Genomic DNA, 18,417 nt, shown 5'->3' on the forward strand with positions numbered 1-18,417 from the left:
GCAAGGAGGGCCCAGATGCACGCGTCCAAGGGCGACAAGCTGGTCCAGCACGGCAGGGTGGTGGGTCAGCACGACCATGTCGTGGAAGTGGTCGAGGTACTCGGTCCCGAGGGCAACCCGCCCTATCGTGTCCGCGCCGAGAACGGTCACGAGACGATCATGTCCCCCGGGCCCGACTGCCAGGTCAGGCACCAGAAAGAGCAGCAACAGCGGTAGTCAGCGCGGTGGTCTCGCCGGCCCCCGGTAGTGGTCGGCGACCACGCGCGCCATCGCCCCGGCCGGGTCGGCCGCCAGGTCCCGGGCGGCGAAGAACACGTGCCCGCGCACCCGCGGGTACCGGGCGGCGAGGGTGAGATGCCGGGACAGCTCGACCGGGTCCTGCCAGGCCGACGGCTGCCCGGCGTCGCCCGCCTTGTACAGGGCCTCCCCGAGGTACAGCAGCGTCGCCGTGCCCTCGGCGGCCTTCGACCACCAGGCGACGAGGGCCGCGTAGTCGGCGTCGGCGTGGCCGATGTGCCAGTACAGCTGCGGGACGACGTAGTCGATCCAGTGCTCGCGGACCCAGGTGCGGGTGTCCGCGTACAGGTCGTCGTACGTCTGGACGCCCGCCCGGGTCTCCGAGCCGCGCGGGTCGGTGGCGGCGTTGCGCCAGACGCCGAAGGGGCTGATCCCGAACCGGGTGCCGGGCCGGACGCGCCGGATGTCGGCGGCCGTCTCCCGCACCAGCGTGTCGATGTTGTGCCGGCGCCAGGCGGCCCTGCTGGGAAAGGCCCCGCCGTGGCGGTCGTAGGACTCGTCGTCGTCGAAGGTCTGCCCGGCGACCGGATAGGGGTAGAAGTAGTCGTCGAAGTGGACGGCGTCGACCGGGTAGCGGGCGACCGCGTCCAGCATCGCCCGCCGCACGAAGGCGCGGACCTCGGGCCGTCCCGGGTCGTAGTACAGCCGGCCGCCGTACGGCACCACCCAGCCGGGGTGCGTGCGGGCCGGGTGGGAGGCGGCCAGCCGGCTGGGGTCGTCGTGGTTCGCGACCCGGTACGGGTTGAACCAGGCGTGCAGTTCCAGGCCCCGGGCGTGCGCCTCCTCGACGGCCGTGCCCAGCGGGTCCCAGCCCGGATGGCGGCCCTGGGTGCCGGTGAGCCACTCCGACCAGGGCTCGTACGGCGACGGCCACAGCGCGTCGGCGGCCGGCCGCACCTGGAGGATCACCGTGTTGAGCCGGTGGCGGACCGCGCGGTCGAGGTGGGCGATCAGCTCGGCCCGCTGCCGGTCCGCCGGCAGGCCGGGCCGCGAGGGCCAGTCCCGGTTGGCGACGGACGCGATCCAGACGCCCCGCATCTCCGCGGCCGCCCGCGGCGGACCGTGCTGCCCCGGTGCCGCGGCGGCGCTCCGGACGGCGGGTCCGGTGCCCGCGCCCGCCGCCGGGGCGGGGCCGGCGGGCCCTGGCATGCCCGGGACAGGGGCCGGTGTGGCCAGTGCGGACAGCGCGGCCCGCGCGAGGGCCCGTCGCGAGATGCGCGCCACCGGCCGCCTCCGTACGCTCCGGATCCGCTGGGTCACGGATCGTTCCGCGCTCCAGGATGCCCCCACCCGGGCGATCGATCATCGATACTTGGCGGTAACGTGCACGATCGGAGCAGGCGCCGAAACCCGGAGTCCTGCCAGCCAGCCGAAGACCAGCGAAGGGGACGATGTGACCGACATCGAGCGCGTCGGAGTCGTGGGCTGCGGCCAGATGGGCGCGGGCATCGCCGAGGTGTGCGCCCGTGCGGGACTGGACGTGAAGGTCGCCGAGACCACCGGCGAGGCCCTGGAGATCGGCCGTACCCGGCTGTACAACTCCCTGGCCAAGGCCGCCGAGCGCGGCAAGATCACCGAGGCGGAGCGGGACGCCACCCAGGCACGGCTGAGCTTCACCACCGACCTCGGCGAGTTCTCCGACCGCGACCTGGTGATCGAGGCCGTCGTCGAGAACGAGCAGGTCAAGACCGAGATCTTCCAGGTGCTCGACCAGGTGGTGACCCGGCCGGACGCCATCCTGGCCTCCAACACCTCCTCGATCCCGCTGGTGAAGCTGGCCGTCGCCACCTCCCGCCCGGACCACGTCGTCGGCATCCACTTCTTCAACCCGGCCCCGGTGCAGCAGCTGGTCGAGCTGATCCCGGCGCTCACCACCTCCGAGGGCACCCTCAGCCGCGCCCAGGTCTTCGCCGAGAAGGCGCTCGGCAAGCACGCCATCCGCGCCCAGGACCGCTCCGGCTTCGTGGTGAACGCGCTGCTGGTGCCCTACCTGCTGTCGGCGATCCGGATGTTCGAGTCCGGCATCGCGAGCCGCGAGGACATCGACAACGGCATGGAGATGGGCTGCGCCCACCCGATGGGCCCGCTGAAGCTGTCCGACCTGATCGGTCTGGACACCATCGTCTCCATCGCCAACTCGATGTACGCCGAGTACAAGGAGCCGCTGTACGCCGCTCCCCCGCTGCTCCAGCGCATGGTGGAGGCGGGCCGGCTCGGCCGGAAGACCGGGTCGGGCTTCTACACCTACGGCTGAACCCACGCCTGATTACGAAGAGCGACGCCCGTCGGGCCCGGCACCGGAGTACGGTGCCGGGCCCGACTGTTTCACACACCGTGTGCGCGCCGGGCACGCATATGCCCGCCACACACGCTCCCCACGCGCCCACCAGGCGAGTTGACTCATCATGCGCATGCAGGGGATGCGGAACCATTCATTTCGACTACCGAGAGGAACGAACCCGTGACCACCGAACCGGAGCATCCCGTGGTCCATGGAGAACTCGCAGAGTTACGGCGCCGCCTCGACGTGGCCTACGCCAGAGTCGAGGGAGGACTGGCGCTGCTGCGCCACCGCACCGAGGAGACCGCCAAGGAACTGGACGATCTGAACTCCCGGATGGCCTCGCTGGAACACGCACGCTGGCCGCTGCCCTCGCTCGCCGCGCTGACCGCGCTCGGCGCGCTCGTGGTGACACTCTGGCAGGCGCTGTCGGCCCACTAGCCCTCGGCGAGCCTGAGGTGGTGCAACAGGAGTAACGCGGCCGCCATGTTGGCGGCCGGGACCTCCCCACGGGCGATCAGGTCGGGGACGAGTTTGAGGGGGACCCATTCCCGCCGGTCCGACTCGAAGTCGTCCACGGGATGTCCGGCGTACTCGCCCCGGTCGGACCAGTAGATGTGGTGCCGGGCGTCGGTGAGGCCGTTGGACGGCTCCACGCTCATCAGGTGGTGCAGGGGCCCCGGCCGCCAGCCGGTCTCCTCCTCCAGTTCCCTGGCCGCCGCGCTCGCGATGTCCTCGCCGTCCTCGACGACGCCCGCGGCCAGCTCCCAGCCCCAGCTGTCGGTGATGAACCGGTGCCGCCACAGCAGCAGCACCTCGTTCGCCCCGTTGACGATCGTCGCCACCGCCACGGGCCGCAGCCGGATGACGAAGTGGTCGAGGTGCCGGCCGTCCGGCAGCTCGACATCCGCGAGGTTGACACGGAACCAGCGGGTCTCATACACGGATTTTTCACAGTGATTCGTCCACTGCACGGTATGCCACCTTCCGTCGGGTGAGTGGCAATATCGCAGCAGGGACCGTGTACCCCACAGTGGGCCTACAACGGCACGCGCAGCGCTCCGTCGATCAGTTCGGCGGCCTCGGCGGTACCGGCCGAGCCGCAGCGCACCAGATGCTCGCGCACCCCGCGCAGCCGGTCGCGCAGTCGCTGCGACTCCATGCCGCGGGCCTGCTCCGCCATCTGCACGGCGGTGGCCACGGCCTGGTCGGCGTTGCCCCGGCGCAGCTCGATGGTGCTGAGCATGGCCAGCCGGTGCACCCGGCCCCGGTCGTGGGCGGGGGTGCCGACGGCCGCCGCCGCGTGCTCCCGGGCGGCGGTCAGGTCCCCGAGGCTGAGCAGCGCCTCGGCCACCTGCACATTAACCAGCCCCGGCTGCACATACCCGGTCTCGGCGGGCTCGTGACCGCGCCGGATCCGCTCGGCCGCCGTCTCCGCGCGCCGGATGCGGGACAGCGCGCCGCCGCTGTCGCCGAGGTGGGCGTACGCCTTGGCCTGCATGGCGTACAGATCGGAGGCGAGCGCCGGGGTGATGTGCCGGCCGGCGGTGCGCAGCGCGGCCTCGGCGAAGGCGACGGCCTGCCGGTACTCCCGCATGAACAGCGACTGGTTGACCAGCAGCGCGATCACATAGGCGCCGAGTCCCCGGTCCCCGCTGGCCTTGGCGAGCCTGAGCGCCTGGTGGAAGTAGCGCTGGGCGAGGCCGTGGGCGTCTGAGTCGTACGCGCAGATGCCCGCGATCGCCACCAACGCGCCGGTGGCCCGGTGCAGTTGGCGGCCGGTGGCGTCGGTGTAGCTGCCCCGCAGCAGCGGCGCGGCCTCGGCGTTCAGGAAGCCGACGACCCGGGTGCGGGTCGCTATCCCGCCGGCCTTGCGGTACATCTGCTCGTAGTGCGCCCGGGCGGCGCGCAGCACCTCGATGTCGGCCGCGGTGACCTGCTGCCGGCCGCCCCGGGAGACGTCCACGTCCTCCGGCGGGTTCTCCCACTCCCACACCGGCATCACGGCCGGGGTGCCGGTGACCGCGGGGGCGTCCAGCACATGGGGCCGCTGCTGTTCGTCCGACCGCCACAGGGCGGTGGCCCGCTCCACGAATCCGCCCAGCGAACCGGCGTGCGGGCCGGTCGGCCCGCCGGGCACGCCGAGCCCGATGTCGTCCAGCGTGACCGGTCTGTGCAGCCGGGCCGCCAGTACCTCGCAGATCAGGTCGGGCACCTGGCCGCGGGGCCGCTGGCCCTTCAGCCAGCGGGCCACGGCGGTGTGTTCGTACCGCAGCGCGAGACCGCGGGCGCGGCCCGCCTGGTTGACGTGGGCGGCGAGTCCGGCGTGCGAGATCCCCGCCTCGTCCAGGATCGCGTCGAGCAGAGTGTTGGGCTGCATGGAGTGCCCCCCGGGTGGCCTGGTGCCGTCAGCGTAGTGGCTCCGCCTTCACACGGGGTGTGAACCGGGCGCCGGGCTCCGTGGCCGCCGCCCGGGGTCCGGGCCCGCGCGCGTTGCGCAGCACCAGGAGCGCCACGTCGTCGTCGGGGGTGCGGCCCGTGTGGTCGAGGAGGGCGCGGAAGACCGTGCGCAGCACCGTCTGCGGGGTGACCGGCTGCCCCCGCACCGCGTCCGCCAGCACCTTCCCCAGTGGGAAGAACCTCCCCCGCGCGTCCCGCGCCTCCTGTGCCCCGTCGGTGAACAGCACCAGGGACTCCCCCGGCAGCAGCCGGCCGCAGGACCGGGCCGTCAGCTCGGCCGGCAGCGGGAACGGCCCGAGCGGCGGGAGCGGATCGACGTGCGAGAGCGGCCCCACCGTCGTACCGCTGAGCAGATAGGGCCAGGGGTGGCCGCAGTTGAGGGCGCGTACCTCGCCGTCCGGGCCGATCTCCAGGAGCAGCACCGTGACGAACTCCTCCGCGACCGGGGTGTCCGGCTCGGGGCCGCCGTGCGCCGGGTGCTCGGCGCGGGCGCGTTCGCGCAGGTGACGGGCGAGGGCGCGGTCCAGCCGGCGCAGCACCCGGTCCAGCCCGGCCTCGTCGTGGGCGGCCTCGCGGAAGCTGCCGAGCAGGGCGGCGACGGTGCCGAGCGCGGCCAGGCCGTGCCCTCGTACGTCCCCTATCACCACGCGGACGCCGTGCTCGGTGGCGAGGACCTCGTACAGATCGCCGCCCACACTCGCGCCCCGGTCGGCGGAGAGCTGGGCGGCGGCGATGTCGATCCCGTCCACACGCGGCGGCGGCGGACGCAGGACGACGTTCTGCGCGGTGCGCGCCACCTTCCGGGCGATCCTGAGCTCCCGGAGCAGGGTGCGGCGGACGTGCAGGACGAGGCCGGTGCCGACGGCGAAGAACACGGCGCTGGTGACGATGCGCGCCCCGAGGCCGTTCTGCTGGGCGAGCGGGCAGCCGAACTTGTAGGCGACCGCGACGGCTCCCCAGACCGTGGGCAGTACCGTCGCCCGCCCGGTGGGCGCCCGTGCCTTGATGCGGATCATGCCTTGTGGTCCCCCATGTGGGCCTGACAGAGCAGACGGACCGACCCCGAAAGGCCGGTCCGATTCTGTCGAGCCCGGGCGACGAGCGGACCGGATCACCCCGAGTTCCCACTCAAACGAGTGATCCGACCGTCGGTCGACCCGCATTTATGCGGCTGACGGCGCTCAGCCGCGCAGCACCGCGCCCGTCCGCTCGCCCGCGAGGGCGACCGCCGCGTCCCGCGCGGCCGACGCCTCGTCGACGGTCAGCGTCCGGTCGCCCGCCCGGAACCGCAGCGCGTACGCGAGCGACTTGCGGCCCTCGCCCAGCTGCTCCGCGTTCTCGTAGACGTCGAACAGCCGGATGGACTCCAGCAGTTCACCCGCGCCCTCGCGCAGCGCCGCCTCGACCTCCGCGGCCGGTACCGGCTTGTCGACGACGAGGGCGACGTCCTGCGTGGCGACCGGGAACGTGGAGATGCCCGGAGCCTGCGGAACGCCGTCGCCCGCCGCCTCCAGGGCGTCCAGGTCCAGCTCCATCGCGCAGGTGCGCTCGGGCAGGCCCAGGGCCTTCAGCACCCGCGGGTGCAGTTCACCCGCGTGGCCGACGACCTTCTCGCCGCCGTCGGCGACGACCACCAGCTCGGCGCACCGGCCCGGGTGCCAGGGACCGTACTGGCCCTTGCGCACGATCAGCTCCGCACCGGCCTCGCGGGCGAGGGTGCGCGCCGCCTCGACGGCGTCGGCCCAGTCCGCCGGGCGGCCCTTGCCCCACCAGCCGGCCTGCTCGCGCGCGCCGGCCAGGACGACGGCCGCGTGCCGCGGCTGCTCGGGCAGCACGGCGTTCAGCGCGGCGATCTCCTCGTCGGTGGGACGCCGGTCGACGGGCAGGTGCGCGGCGGCACCGCTCTCCTCGCGCGGGTGGAAGACCAGCCCGGTCTCGAACAGCGCCAGGTCGTGCGAGCCGCGGCCCGCGTTGCGCCGCAGGGCGCCGAGCAGGCCCGGCAGCAGCGTGGTGCGCAGCGCGGGCTCCTCGTCGCTGAGCGGGTTGACCAGCTTGACGACGCGGCGGGCCGGGTCGTCGGCCGCCAGCTGGAGCTGGTCGAAGACCTGCTCGCTGACGAAGGGGTAGTTCGGCGCCTCGACGTACCCGGCGCCGGCCAGCGCGCGGCCGACCCGGCGGTGCAGCCGCTGGCGGTGGGTCAGACCGCGGCCGGAGGGCGGCTTGGGCAGCGTGGAGGGCAGGTTCTCGTACCCCTCCAGGCGGATGACCTCCTCGGCGAGGTCGTTCGGGTCGGCCAGGTCGGGCCGCCAGGACGGGACGGTGACGATCAGCTCGTCCTGTCCGTAGACGTCGCAGCCGACCTCCTGGAGGCGGCGGACGACCGTCTCACGGCCGTAGGTGACGCCCGCGACCTTGTCCGGGTGGTCGGCCGGGACGGTGATGGTGTGCGGCGCCGAGGGCGCGATGACCTCGGTGACGCCGGCCTCCGCCGTGCCGCCCGCGAGCAGGACCAGCAGGTCCACGGTGCGCTGCGCGGCGGCGGCGGCGGCCTGCGGGTCGACGCCGCGCTCGAAACGGCGGGACGCCTCGGACAGCAGCTTGTGCCGGCGGGCCGTACGGGCGATGGAGACGGCGTCGAAGTGGGCGGCCTCGATGACCACCTCGGTCGTCGCGTTCTGCGCGTCCTCGTGATCGGCGATCTCGGTGTTGGCGCCGCCCATCACGCCGGCGAGCCCGATCGGGCCGCGCTCGTCGGTGATGACCAGGTCCTCGGCGTGCAGGGTGCGCTCGACGCCGTCGAGGGTGACGAGCTTCTCGCCCTCCTCGGCCCGGCGCACGCCGATGGTGCCCTGGACCAGCTTGCGGTCGTAGGCGTGCAGCGGCTGGCCCAGCTCCATCATCACGTAGTTCGTGATGTCCACGGCGAGCGAGATCGGGCGCATGCCGACCTTCTGCAGCCGGCGCTGGAGCCAGATCGGGGAGCGCGCCTCGGGGCGCAGCCCGGTGACCGTGCGGGCGGTGAACCGGTCGCAGCCGTACGGCTCGGAGACCTGCACCGGGTAGCCGAAGGCGTTCGGGGCCGGTACGTCGATCAGGGCCGGGTCGCGCAGCGGCAGGCCGTAGGCGATGGCGGTCTCGCGGGCCACGCCGCGGATGGACAGGCAGTCGCCGCGGTTGGCGGTGACGGCGATGTCCAGGACCTCGTCGACCAGCTCCAGCAGCTCGATGGCGTCCTTGCCGACCTCGGTCTCCGGCGGCAGCACGATGATGCCGTGGGCGCCGTCGTCGCCCATGCCCAGCTCGTCGCTGGAGCAGATCATGCCGTGCGAGACCTTGCCGTAGGTCTTGCGGGCGGCGATGGAGAAGCCGCCGGGCAGGGTGGCGCCGGGCAGGACCACGACGACCTTGTCGCCGACCGCGAAGTTGCGGGCGCCGCAGACGATCTCCTGGGGCTCACCGGTGCCGTTGGCCTGGCCGACGTCGACCGTGCAGAAGCGGATCGGCTTCTTGAAGCCCTCCAGCTCCTCGATGGTCAGCACCTGGCCGACGACCAGCGGGCCCTTGATGTCGGCGCCGAGCTGTTCGACGGTCTCGACCTCCAGGCCTGCCGAAATGAGCTTGGCCTGGACGTCGCGGCCGGTCTCCGTCGCCGGCAGGTCGACGTACTCCCGCAGCCAAGAAAGCGGGACCCGCATCAGATCTCCATCCCGAACGGCCGGGTGAACCGGACGTCACCCTCGACCATGTCTCGCATGTCTTCGACGTTGTGGCGGAACATCAGCATCCGCTCGATGCCGAACCCGAAGGCGAAGCCGCTGTACTTCTCCGGGTCGACGCCGCAGGCGGTGAGCACCCGCGGGTTGACCATGCCGCAGCCGCCGAGCTCGATCCAGCCCTCGGACGAGCAGGTGCGGCAGGGCCGGTCGGCGTTGCCGACGGACTCGCCCTTGCAGACGTAGCAGAGCATGTCCATCTCGGCGCTCGGCTCGGTGAAGGGGAAGAAGTTCGGGCGCAGCCGGGTCTTCATGCCCTCACCGAACAGGGACTGGACCATGTGGTCCAGGGTGCCCTTGAGGTCGGCCATGGTCAGGCCCTCGTCCACGGCGAGCAGCTCGACCTGGTGGAAGACCGGGGTGTGGGTGGCGTCCAGCTCGTCGGTGCGGTACACGCGGCCGGGGCAGATCACGTAGACCGGCGGTTCGCGGTCGAGCAGGGAGCGGATCTGCACGGGCGAGGTGTGGGTGCGCAGCACCACGCCGGACTCGGCGCCGCCGTCGGGGCCCTGGACGAAGAAGGTGTCGGCCTCGCCGCGGGCCGGGTGGTCCGGGCCGATGTTGAGCGCGTCGAAGTTGAACCACTCGGCCTCGACCTGCGGGCCCTCGGCGACCTCGTAGCCCATGGCCACGAAGATGTCCTCGATGCGCTCCGAGAGCGTGGTGAGGGGGTGGCGGGCGCCGGCCGGGACGCGGTCGTACGGCAGCGTGACGTCGACGTCCTCCTCGACCAGCACCCGGGCGTCGCGCTCGGCCTCCAGTTCGGCCTGGCGGGCGGCGAGGCCCTTGTTGACGGCGCCGCGGGCCATGCCGACGCGCTTGCCGGCCTCGGCCTTGGCGTGCGGGGGCAGGGCGCCGATCTCGCGGTTGGCGAGGGCCAGCGGGGAGGCGGGGCCGGTGTGGGCGACCTTGGCCTCGTGGAGCGCGTCGAGGGAGTCCGCGGCGGCGAAGGCGGCGAGCGCCTCGTCCCGCATGCGCTCGATCTCTTCCGGTTTCAACGCCTCGACCTCTACAGGGTCGTACGACTTATTGGGTGCCGACATCTCTTCCCGTGCTTCCGAATTAGCTGGCGGATGGTCCCCGTCACCGACTCGCGAGGGCCGCGTGAAGGACACAAAGGTGCCAAAGGCCGAGTCTAACGGGGTGCGGGTGGACGAAGAGCCCGTGGGCCGTCAGCCGAGATAGGCCGGGGCCGCCACGGGCAGGGTGAATCGGAACTCGGCGCCGCCGCGGCGGGCGCGGCCGACCGTGATCGTGCCGCCGTGGGCCTCCACGATGCCCTTGACGATGTAGAGCCCGAGTCCGGTGCCGCCGCGTTTGCTGCCCCGCCAGAAGCGGGTGAAGACGCGGTTCATGGACTCCTCCGGGATGCCGGGCCCTTCGTCGCTCACCGTGACCGATGTGCCGGTTTCCTCGCCCTCACGCGGGGACGCCGAGGGCGTGATGCCAATGGTGACGGTTCCCTCACCGTGCCGCACGGCATTTTCGATGAGGTTGCTGAGCACCTGGTCGATCTTGTCGGGGTCGGCCCACAGGGCGGGCAGCGGCTGTTCGGTGCGGAGCAGGAACCGCTCGGCGGGCTGGCCGGCCGCCACATACGCCTGGATGTGCCGGGAGACCGCGGCCTTGATGTCGACGGGCTGGCGGCGGACCTCCAGCCGCCCGGAGTCGATGCGGGAGATGTCCAGCAGTTCGGCGATCAGCCGGGTGACCCGGTCGGCGTCGGCGTCGACGGTCTCCAGCATGAGCCGCTTCTGGTCGTCGGTGAAGCGCTCCCATTTGGCGAGCAGGGTGGCGGTGAAGCCCTTCACGGAGGTCAGCGGGGAGCGCAGCTCGTGGGCGACGGTGGCGATCAGCTCGGCGTGGCTGCGCTCGGTGCGGCGGCGGGCCTCGGTGTCCCGGAGGCAGACGACCACGGACCGCACCGGCCCCAGCGGTTCGTCGCGCACGTAGCGGGCGGTGACCAGGACCTCCCGGCCGCCCGGCAGCAGCAGGTTGCGCTCCGGCTGCCGGTGTCGGATGGCGAGTCCGCCGTAGGGGTCGGTGAGCTGCCACCAGCGGCGCCCCTCCAGGTCCTCTAATGGCAGCGCCTTCTCCAGCTGCTGTCCGAGGGCGTCGGCGGGCGCTACCCCGGTGATGCGCCCGGCGGCGGCGTTGAAGCAGGTCACGCGCCCTTGTTCGTCGGCGATGACCAGGCCGTCGGGCAGCTGGTCCGGGTCGAGGCCCCGGTGTCCGCCCGGCCCGGGCACGGGTGTGTCCCGTTCGTCCCGTCCCTCCGGCGCGGTGCTCGTGCCGGCCACACTCATCCCCGTACCCCACCTCTCAGACGGCGCAGGGCCCCGCGCTGGTCACCCTACTAGCTCTCGGTGACGGTGCGGCACCCTCCGGAGGCGCGCTGCGCACGGGCCGAGGCGTAGAGGCATACGGCGGCGGCCGTGGCGAGGTTCAGGCTCTCGGCCCTGCCGTGGATGGGGACGCGTACGACGGCGTCGGCGAGGGACCGGGTCTCCTCGGGCAGCCCCCACGCCTCGTTGCCGAACACCCAGGCGGTGGGTCCGCCCATGGTGCCCTTGTCCAGCTCCTCGTCGAGGTCGCGGTCGCCGGCCCCGTCGGCGGCGAGGATCCGCACCCCGGCCTCCTTCAGGCCGGCCACGGCCCGCTCGACGGGCACGCCGACGGCGACGGGCAGGTGGAAGTGGGAGCCCACGGAGGCCCGGACGGCCTTGGGGTTGTACAGGTCCACGGAGGCGTCGGTGAGGATCACGGCCTCCGCGCCGGCGGCGTCGGCGCAGCGCAGCACGGTGCCGGCGTTGCCGGGGTCGCGTACGTGGGCGAGGACGGCGACCAGCCTGGGCCGGGCGGCGAGGATCTCCTCGAAGGGGGTGTCCAGGAACCGGCAGACCCCGACCAGGCCCTGCGGGGTGACGGTGGTGGAGATCTCGGCGATGACCTCCTCGGAGGCCAGGTGCACCCGGGCGCCGGCGTCCCGCGCCTCCCCCACGATGTCCGGGTACCGCTCGGCGGCCTCGACGGTGGCGAACAGCTCCACGAGCGTCGCGCTGCCGTCGGCCCCCCGGTGCCCGGCCCCCTCCCGCACGGCCTGCGGCCCCTCGGCGAGAAACAGCCGGTCCTTCCCCCGGAAGTTCCGCTTGGCAAGCCGCCGGGCAGCAGAGACACGCGCGGACCGGGGAGAGATCAGCTCGGGGCTGACGGGGGGCATGTTGTTCTTCACCTTCGGATGAGTTCTTTTGCTTTCCACGCGGGGTGGCTGCGGCGCCCCGTAAGGGGCGCGGGGACCTGCGCGACAAGCCCCCACCGGCCGGCAGCCGGACGACTGCCTGGAGGCCCCCAACAACAGGACCCGCAAGCTATGCAGCCTGCGGGTCCAGAAGTGAGCGTCGGCTAGAGCCAGCGCAGCGTCACGCGGCCTTGGGCGCGTTGACGTCCGACGGCAGCGCCTTCTGCGCGACCTCGACGAGCGCCGCGAAGGCGTTCGCGTCGTTCACGGCCAGCTCGGCCAGGATCTTGCGGTCGACCTCGACGTTCGCGGCCTTCAGACCCTGGATGAAGCGGTTGTAGGTGATGCCGTTGGCGCGGGCAGCGGCGTTGATGCGCTGGATCCACAGCTGACGGAAGTCGCCCTTGCGCTTCTTGCGGTCGTTGTAGTTGTAGACCAGCGAGTGGGTGACCTGCTCCTTGGCCTTGCGGTACAGGCGCGAACGCTGACCGCGGTAGCCGGAGGCCTGCTCCAGGATCGCCCGGCGCTTCTTGTGGGCGTTGACTGCCCGCTTGACGCGTGCCACTTGTTAACTCCTTGTAGCGGGGTCGTGGGGGTCCTCACACGACCCGGAAACGATTCGGTCCCGGTCCAGACGCACGGCGCTCACAGGGCGCCGCCGCGTCACTTGCCGAGAAGCTTCTTGATCTTCGCGGCGTCGCCCGGGGCCATCTCGGCGTTGCCGGTGAGGCGACGCGTGACGCGGGACGACTTGTGCTCGAGCAGGTGGCGCTTGCCGGCGCGCTCACGGAGCACCTTGCCGGAGCCGGTGACCTTGAAGCGCTTGCTGGCACCGCTGTGCGACTTGTTCTTCGGCATAGCGCCGTTATCTCCTCGTCGGTGGCGCTCCGGTGCCCGGTCGTGAAAACCGGGCACAGTGGAGCGTCGCTCTTTCTTTCGGTTACATCCTCGGGGACGTACTGGGGTGTACATCCCCCGGGATCACGCCTCGGCCGGCTCCTCGGAAGGCGCCGCGGCCTCGGCAGGGTTCTGCGACTTGCCAGGGTTCGCCTTCGCCTCGGCCTTGCGGGCCTCCTGCGCCTGACGGGCCTCGGCCATCGCCTCGGTCTTCTTCTTGTGCGGACCGAGGACCATGATCATGTTGCGGCCGTCCTGCTTCGGGTTCGACTCGACGAAACCGAGGTCCTGGACGTCCTCCGCGAGCCGCTGCAGCAGTCGGTAGCCCAGCTCGGGGCGGGACTGCTCACGGCCACGGAACATGATCGTGATCTTGACCTTGTCGCCCTGCTTGAGGAACCGGACGACGTGACCCTTCTTGGTGTCATAGTCGTGCGGGTCGATCTTCGGCCGGAGCTTCATCTCCTTGATGACCGTGTGCGCCTGGTTCTTGCGCGCCTCACGGGCCTTCATGGCCGACTCGTACTTGAACTTCCCGTAGTCCATGAGCTTGCACACGGGCGGACGGGCGTTCGCCGCGACCTCGACCAGGTCCAGGTCGTACTCCTGCGCAAGCTCCAGTGCCTTCGCGAGCGGCACGATGCCGACCTGCTCGCCACTGGGACCGACAAGTCGCACCTCGGGAACGCGAATCCGGTCGTTGATGCGGGGCTCGGCGCTGATGGATCCTCCTCGGTAGCACCACGCGACGGTCTGGCGGACAGCCGCGTAACGTCTGTGTTCGTTAGACCTAACCGCGCCGAAGCAACAAAAATGCCCCGGACGATCACCTGCGGGGCTCCAATACATCCGGAGCACCGCCGCGATGTCGCGGGGCGCGCTTTCGGGCGACTCCATCGCCCGTACGGAACGATGGCGGTCACCTGACCGGACCCGCCGTCCCGTGGGACGGAGCAGGTGGGAGATCGGAGCCTCCACTTGTGGGCCGAACACGCAGGTGTCCGGCCGGTCGTTTCCCCCAGACTACAGGGTTGGCGCAGAGGGTGCCAAACCGTGCGCCGGGGCCGTGCGGGGCGGGCTCCCGCGGGCGGGGGCGCGTCCGGCGGGGCCTATCGTGTGGGGCATGAGTGACACCCCTCCTGAGTCCCCCGACTTCGACGCGATGACCCGGGACATCGCCGAGGTCCCCGCCGTCGAGGTGATCGTGACGGTCGCCGTCAACCTGATGAGCGCCGCCGCCGTGAAGCTCGGGCTGAGCGAGGAGGGCGAGAAGTACAAGGACCTGGACGAGGCCCGCAAGCTGATCACCGCGCTCGCCGGTCTGCTGGACGCGAGCGCGACCGAGATCAGCTCCTTCCACGCGGCCCCGCTGCGCGACGGCCTGAAGTCGCTCCAGCTGGCGTTCCGCGAGGCGTCGGTCGTCCCGGACGAGCCGGGCCAGGGCCCGGGCGAGAAGTACACCGGCCCGGTCTACGGCTGACCCTCCCCGTACCTCGGGTACGGCCTCATTCCTTCACGTACAAGGGCTCGCCCGGAGGCGTGGTCCCGGCCGGCAGCAGTGCCAGGTCGAGGCCGCGCACCAGGCGGGCCCGCAGTGTTTCGTCGGCGGCGAGCCGTCCGGCGACCGCGCGGGCGGCCTCGGCGGGCGGCGCGGCCGGGTCGAGGACGAGGGCGAGGGTGCCGTCGGCCTGTCCGGGGCCGAGGTGGGCGCGCAGCACGGCGGGCTCGGCCGCCACCGCGCTGCGGACGGCCGCCACCACGGCCGGGTCGGCCAGCGGGTCGGTGCTGGTGCGTCCCTCGGCGAGGGCGAGCAGCGCCGGGCCGGTCAGCTCGAACGGCACCGGTCCGGCGAGGTCGAGCACGATCGTGTCGGCCTTCTCGTGCGCGGCGGCCTGCAGCGCCTGGTGCAGGGGTACGGCGACCGGGCGGGCCGCGGGGTCCCAGCGGGCCAGGGAGTCGGTGGAGGTGAAGGCGGGCAGCGCGGTGCGGGTGCCGGCCTTCAGCGTGGGGACGGCCATGTCGCTGGTCTTCTCGCGGCGCAGCCCGTTCTCGTCCTCCTCCACCTCGCCGAGCACGGCGACGACGGGGACCAGCAGGCGGGCGCCCTCGAGCGCCTGGAGGACGGGCCCGACGGCGCCGCGGTCCTCGGCCCAGGCGGCGAGCGCGGCGCTCAGCCGGGGGTCGGCGGAGCCGTCGTCGTCGGAGAAACCGGGGTCGGGAATGTTCTTGTTCGCCACGGTCGTCGACCCTATCGGGGGCAGCACGTGCCCCGGCCGCCGGGCCGGGGTGCGCGACGGGGCGGGGGGCACGACGGGGCCTGGGGGCACGACGGGGCGAGGGGCGTAAGCCGGTCGGGGGCGCACGACGAGGCCGCGGGACCGCGACGGCCCCGGCCGGGTGACGGGAGCGGCCGCCCCGTGCGGGTGCCGGCACGCGGTCCGGTGCCCGTGTCCACGCCTGCGGCCTCCCCCACTCTCCGGTACACCGCGCTGCCCGGGGACCGGGTGCGTCGCCGGCTCAGCGCGGATGCCTGCGGGTCCGCCAGAGGACCATCGCGGCCACCAGGAGGACCGCGCCCGCGCCGCCGGCGAGCGGGGCCGCCCAGTCGCCGGTGCCGTCGGCGGCCTCGGGGGTGTCCGGGCCGGGGCCGAAGTACTTCCCGCCGTACGACGCGGCGTGCAGACGGCGCGGCTCGAGGCGGGCGGCGGCCCTCAGTGCCGCCGCCGGGTCGATCATGCCGAAGCCCCGGGAGTCGTCCCGCCCGCCGGCCGGGGCGTCCCGCGCGGTGTCCTCCAGCAGCTTCTTGATCTGCGCCGGGGCGAGGTCCGGGTACGCCGACCGGATCAGGGCCGCCGCTCCGGAGACGAAGGCGGAGGCCGCGCTGGTGCCCCAGCCCGCGTAGTACTTGTGGTCGGGGTCGGCGATGACGACGTCGACGCCGGGCGCGCTGACGGCCGCGTACCAGCGGCGGGTGGAGAAGGCGGCGCGGGTGCCGTACTTGTCCACGGCGGTGGCGGCGATGACGCCCGGGTAGGCGGCCGGGTAGGAGACGTGGTCGCCCTTGTCGCCGCCGTTGCCCGCGGAGGCGACGACGACCACGCCCTTGCCCAGGGCGTACTGCACGGCCTCGTCCTCGCCGGGTTCCGGGTGGGCCGAGTTCGAGTCGTCGCCGAGGGAGAGGTTGATGACGTCGGCGCCGTGGTCGGCGGCCCAGCGGATGCCGTCGGCCAGGGCGGTGCCGCGGGTGGTGCGGGCCTTGGCGCGGGCGGGGTCGCCGTCCTCCAGGATCACGCGGACCGGCAGGATCTTCGCCTCCGGGGCGACGCCGAGGACGCCGTCGGCGTGGCCGGAGCCGTGGCCGTGCCCGGCGATGATGCCGGCCATGGCGGTGCCGTGCCGGGCCCACAGGCGCTCGCCGGGCCCGGCGCCGAAGCCGATCATGTCCTTGCCGGGCAGCACGTTCCCGGCGAGGTCCGGGTGGTCGGACTCCACGCCGGTGTCGAGGACGGCGACGGTGACGCCCCGGCCCTCGGTGGTCCGCCAGGCCTCGTCCAGGTGGAGCGCGGACAGGGCCCACTGCTGGGCGCGCAGGCCGTCGGCGTGGGCCGGGGCGGCGGGCAGCAGGGCGAGGGAGCCGGTGAGCAGCAGGCTCGCCACGGCGGCGAGGGCCCCGCGGCGGCCGGTCGGTCGGGTCATGCGGAGGTCTCCGTGGCCGTGCCGATGGTCTTGCGCAGCCGCCGCTCGACGCGGTCGGCCAGGCCCTTGGCCTCGTTGCCGAGCCCGGCCTGGGCCGGCGCGGTGGCGGCGCCGGCGCGGACGGCGTCGGCGGCGGGCTGGGGCTCGTCGACGGTACGGCCGTCGGCCCAGCCGGAGACCGCGTACGCCACCACGGGGGCGTCGGTGAGGACGGAGAGGGTCCAGGAGGCCCGCTGCCGGTCGCCGAAGCCGGCGGCGGCCGTGCCGGGCGCGGCGTAGGGCCGGGGCATCAGGTCGGGGCGCCGGTCCAGGCGCTCGTCGCGGAAGCGGGCGGCGAGCGCGGACATGGCGGCGGGGTCGGCCTTGGTGAACAGCAGGCCGACGGTGGTGACATGGCTCTGGGTGGCGTCGGTGTAGGTGGCGCGCAGCAGCCGGCGGCAGCCGACCGGGGCGAGGGCCCGGGCCAGCAGCGGGTCGAAGGCGTGGGCGCAGCCGCCGTCCGGGGCCACGGCGATCCGCGTCCAGGTGCGGTCGGCTCCGCCGGGGCCGGCGCCGGTGCCCTGGACGGTGGGCGGGAAGAGCTGGTCCACGGGCACGCTGTGCCAGAGGGCGCCGGCGGCGGCGTACGCGGTGCGGGCGGCGTCGTCGCCGCCGTCTCCGGTGAGCCGGCTTCCGGCGACGGCCCCGCCGATGAGGCCGAGGCCGAGGACGAGACAGGTGGCGGCGGCCACGGTGCGCGGCCCGACCCGGGGGCGGGTGCGCGCGCCGGACAGCTCGGGTTCCGCGAACGACACCAGGGGCCGGTCGGCCGGAGCCGCGCCCCAGGAGCGGCCCGGGCCCGGCACGCCGGCTCGTCCCGGCATCCCGGCCGCCGGCGGACCCCAGGCCCGTACGCCGGTCACGGAACTCGGAGATGACGGGTCGTCACCGGGGGCGGGCGGGACGGGCCGGAGCCGCCTGGTCGTCTCCGACGCCGACTCGGCCGGAGCGCCCTGCCGGGACGGGCCCCGCCGGGGCGGCTCGTCGCCGGACCGCGGCCCGGTCCCCGCCGCCCGCGCCGACCGCGCGGCGGTCCCGGTGACGGTCCCGGGAGCGGTCCGCGAGGCGCTCCCCCCGACCGTTCCGGCGGGCGTCCGCGCGGGCGTCGCCGCCTGGCCGGAACCGGCGCCGGACCGCACCGCGGGCCGCTCACCGGCCCCCTGGGGTCCGCCGCCGGCACGGCCGGCACCGGCCCCCGCGCTCGGCGGCGCGTCGGGGAAGCGGGCCGACGCGGGCGGCGGGGGCGGGCTCACCGGGTCGGGGACCTCGGGCACCGCCGGCGGACGCGGGGGCCGTACGACGCGCGGGGTGAAGACCGACGGCTCGTCGTCGGGGTCGTCGGCCGGGCGGGGGGCCGTGGGCGTGGACGGGCGCGGGACCGTACCGGCCGTCCCCGCGTCGGGGCGGGCCGTGCCGGCGGGGGGCGGAGCCGAGGGGCGGGGCGGTACGGGGGTGTGCCGCGCTTCCGTGCTCATGCACCCCCCGTTTCCTCGTGCCCAGGGCCGTTTCCTTCGTACGCGGGCCGTCCGCCGTCCGGCCTCGCCCGGTGCGCTGGTTCCATCCGGGCACGCATACCCGTACGGCCGGACGGGCATCCCGGTTCACCTGGTGCGCCGGGCGCGGTCCGCCGTACGTGCGCGTCACTCTACGGCTTGCCGGGGGCCGGGACGGAACCGGTCCGCGTGCCCGGGGCATCTGCCCGGAACGTCCCCTACCCTGCGGTAATCCTCTCTGGC

Annotated in this window: 18 protein-coding genes; 4 read left to right on the plus strand and 14 right to left on the minus strand. The window is 73.6% G+C overall.

The features are described from left to right. Positions 1-15 precede the first annotated feature (15 nt). A complete protein-coding gene (locus tag IE251_RS23190) occupies positions 16-216 on the plus strand; it encodes a DUF1918 domain-containing protein (protein WP_189754934.1) in 201 nt (66 codons plus the stop codon). Here IE251_RS23190 and IE251_RS23195 read toward each other — a convergent pair whose 3' ends face one another. After that, positions 217-1,521, minus strand: a complete 1,305-nt coding sequence (locus tag IE251_RS23195; RefSeq protein ID WP_373302040.1) for a glycoside hydrolase family 10-like protein — start codon at positions 1,519-1,521, stop codon at positions 217-219. It lies immediately after the preceding gene. A gap of 169 nt (positions 1,522-1,690) precedes the next feature. Between IE251_RS23195 and IE251_RS23200 the strand changes: the two genes are divergently transcribed. Continuing rightward, positions 1,691-2,551, plus strand: coding sequence for a 3-hydroxybutyryl-CoA dehydrogenase (locus tag IE251_RS23200; RefSeq protein WP_030781209.1), 861 nt, complete (start codon positions 1,691-1,693; stop codon positions 2,549-2,551). Between the two features lie 207 nt (positions 2,552-2,758). Continuing rightward, positions 2,759-3,019, plus strand: a complete 261-nt coding sequence (locus tag IE251_RS23205) for a hypothetical protein (protein WP_030781212.1) — start codon at positions 2,759-2,761, stop codon at positions 3,017-3,019. Here IE251_RS23205 and IE251_RS23210 read toward each other — a convergent pair. From IE251_RS23210 to infC, 10 genes are all read right to left on the minus strand, one after another. Continuing rightward, positions 3,016-3,552 (minus strand): NUDIX hydrolase, encoded by a 537-nt coding sequence (locus IE251_RS23210; protein ID WP_189754935.1) that lies wholly within the window; start codon positions 3,550-3,552, stop codon positions 3,016-3,018. The two genes, IE251_RS23205 and IE251_RS23210, sit on opposite strands and share 4 nt — an antisense overlap. Before the next feature lie 65 nt (positions 3,553-3,617). Next, positions 3,618-4,958, minus strand: coding sequence for an NsdA family TPR-like regulatory protein (locus IE251_RS23215; RefSeq protein WP_189754936.1), 1,341 nt, complete (start codon positions 4,956-4,958; stop codon positions 3,618-3,620). Positions 4,959-4,986: 28 nt separating this feature from the next. Continuing rightward, a complete protein-coding gene (locus IE251_RS23220; protein ID WP_189754937.1) occupies positions 4,987-6,054 on the minus strand; it encodes a PP2C family protein-serine/threonine phosphatase in 1,068 nt (355 codons plus the stop codon). Between the two features lie 165 nt (positions 6,055-6,219). Beyond that, positions 6,220-8,733, minus strand: a complete 2,514-nt coding sequence (gene pheT, locus IE251_RS23225) for a phenylalanine--tRNA ligase subunit beta (protein WP_189754938.1) — start codon at positions 8,731-8,733, stop codon at positions 6,220-6,222. Then, positions 8,733-9,854 (minus strand): phenylalanine--tRNA ligase subunit alpha, encoded by a 1,122-nt coding sequence (pheS, locus tag IE251_RS23230; protein ID WP_189754939.1) that lies wholly within the window; start codon positions 9,852-9,854, stop codon positions 8,733-8,735. Before pheS ends, pheT begins: the two co-directional genes overlap by 1 nt. 129 nt (positions 9,855-9,983) lie before the next feature. Beyond that, complete coding sequence (locus tag IE251_RS23235) at positions 9,984-11,117, minus strand: sensor histidine kinase (protein WP_189754940.1); 1,134 nt, start codon at positions 11,115-11,117, stop codon at positions 9,984-9,986. Between the two features lie 50 nt (positions 11,118-11,167). Then, positions 11,168-12,031, minus strand: coding sequence for a TrmH family RNA methyltransferase (locus tag IE251_RS23240; protein WP_189754941.1), 864 nt, complete (start codon positions 12,029-12,031; stop codon positions 11,168-11,170). Positions 12,032-12,230: 199 nt separating this feature from the next. Then, positions 12,231-12,614 (minus strand): 50S ribosomal protein L20, encoded by a 384-nt coding sequence (rplT, locus tag IE251_RS23245; protein ID WP_006141703.1) that lies wholly within the window; start codon positions 12,612-12,614, stop codon positions 12,231-12,233. A gap of 98 nt (positions 12,615-12,712) precedes the next feature. Next, on the minus strand, positions 12,713-12,907 hold the full coding sequence (gene rpmI / locus IE251_RS23250; RefSeq protein WP_004933563.1) for a 50S ribosomal protein L35: 195 nt from the start codon (positions 12,905-12,907) through the stop codon (positions 12,713-12,715). A 123-nt stretch (positions 12,908-13,030) separates the two neighbouring features. Next, on the minus strand, positions 13,031-13,669 hold the full coding sequence (gene infC / locus IE251_RS23255) for a translation initiation factor IF-3 (RefSeq protein ID WP_189755100.1): 639 nt from the start codon (positions 13,667-13,669) through the stop codon (positions 13,031-13,033). Positions 13,670-14,069: 400 nt separating this feature from the next. Between infC and IE251_RS23260 the strand changes: the two genes are divergently transcribed. After that, complete coding sequence (locus tag IE251_RS23260; RefSeq protein ID WP_030781230.1) at positions 14,070-14,426, plus strand: DUF1844 domain-containing protein; 357 nt, start codon at positions 14,070-14,072, stop codon at positions 14,424-14,426. A 25-nt stretch (positions 14,427-14,451) separates the two neighbouring features. Here the strand turns inward: IE251_RS23260 and IE251_RS23265 are convergent, their stop codons facing one another. The 3 genes from IE251_RS23265 to IE251_RS41165 all read right to left on the minus strand — a co-directional run bounded on the left by IE251_RS23265 (position 14,452) and on the right by IE251_RS41165 (position 18,156). Then, positions 14,452-15,183, minus strand: coding sequence for an SseB family protein (locus IE251_RS23265; protein ID WP_189754942.1), 732 nt, complete (start codon positions 15,181-15,183; stop codon positions 14,452-14,454). Positions 15,184-15,463: 280 nt separating this feature from the next. After that, positions 15,464-16,642 carry a type VII secretion-associated serine protease mycosin gene (gene mycP, locus IE251_RS23270; RefSeq protein WP_189754943.1) on the minus strand — a complete coding sequence of 393 codons (1,179 nt, stop codon included), beginning with the start codon at positions 16,640-16,642 and terminating at the stop codon, positions 15,464-15,466. Then, the gene (locus IE251_RS41165) at positions 16,639-18,156 is read right to left on the minus strand and encodes a hypothetical protein (RefSeq protein ID WP_268253341.1); all 1,518 of its coding nucleotides are present in this window, start codon (positions 18,154-18,156) and stop codon (positions 16,639-16,641) included. The genes mycP and IE251_RS41165 overlap by 4 nt, the downstream gene beginning before the upstream one ends. Between the last annotated feature and the right edge of the window lie 261 nt (positions 18,157-18,417).

The organism is Streptomyces eurythermus, assembly GCF_014649115.1.
Classification (GTDB): domain Bacteria; phylum Actinomycetota; class Actinomycetes; order Streptomycetales; family Streptomycetaceae; genus Streptomyces; species Streptomyces eurythermus.

What these genes read in the sequence shown, in the direction of transcription:
- IE251_RS23240 (WP_189754941.1), bottom strand. Translation starts at nt 12,031, where the DNA reads ATGCCCCCCGTCAGCCCCGAGCTGATCTCTCCCCGGTCCGCGCGTGTC.
- IE251_RS23215 (WP_189754936.1), bottom strand. Translation starts at nt 4,958, where the DNA reads ATGCAGCCCAACACTCTGCTCGACGCGATCCTGGACGAGGCGGGGATC.
- IE251_RS23235 (WP_189754940.1), bottom strand. Translation starts at nt 11,117, where the DNA reads ATGAGTGTGGCCGGCACGAGCACCGCGCCGGAGGGACGGGACGAACGG.
- IE251_RS23260 (WP_030781230.1), top strand. Translation starts at nt 14,070, where the DNA reads ATGAGTGACACCCCTCCTGAGTCCCCCGACTTCGACGCGATGACCCGG.
- rpmI (WP_004933563.1), bottom strand. Translation starts at nt 12,907, where the DNA reads ATGCCGAAGAACAAGTCGCACAGCGGTGCCAGCAAGCGCTTCAAGGTC.
- IE251_RS23190 (WP_189754934.1), top strand. Translation starts at nt 16, where the DNA reads ATGCACGCGTCCAAGGGCGACAAGCTGGTCCAGCACGGCAGGGTGGTG.
- IE251_RS23220 (WP_189754937.1), bottom strand. Translation starts at nt 6,054, where the DNA reads ATGATCCGCATCAAGGCACGGGCGCCCACCGGGCGGGCGACGGTACTG.
- mycP (WP_189754943.1), bottom strand. Translation starts at nt 16,642, where the DNA reads ATGACCCGACCGACCGGCCGCCGCGGGGCCCTCGCCGCCGTGGCGAGC.
- pheT (WP_189754938.1), bottom strand. Translation starts at nt 8,733, where the DNA reads ATGCGGGTCCCGCTTTCTTGGCTGCGGGAGTACGTCGACCTGCCGGCG.
- pheS (WP_189754939.1), bottom strand. Translation starts at nt 9,854, where the DNA reads ATGTCGGCACCCAATAAGTCGTACGACCCTGTAGAGGTCGAGGCGTTG.
- IE251_RS41165 (WP_268253341.1), bottom strand. Translation starts at nt 18,156, where the DNA reads ATGAGCACGGAAGCGCGGCACACCCCCGTACCGCCCCGCCCCTCGGCT.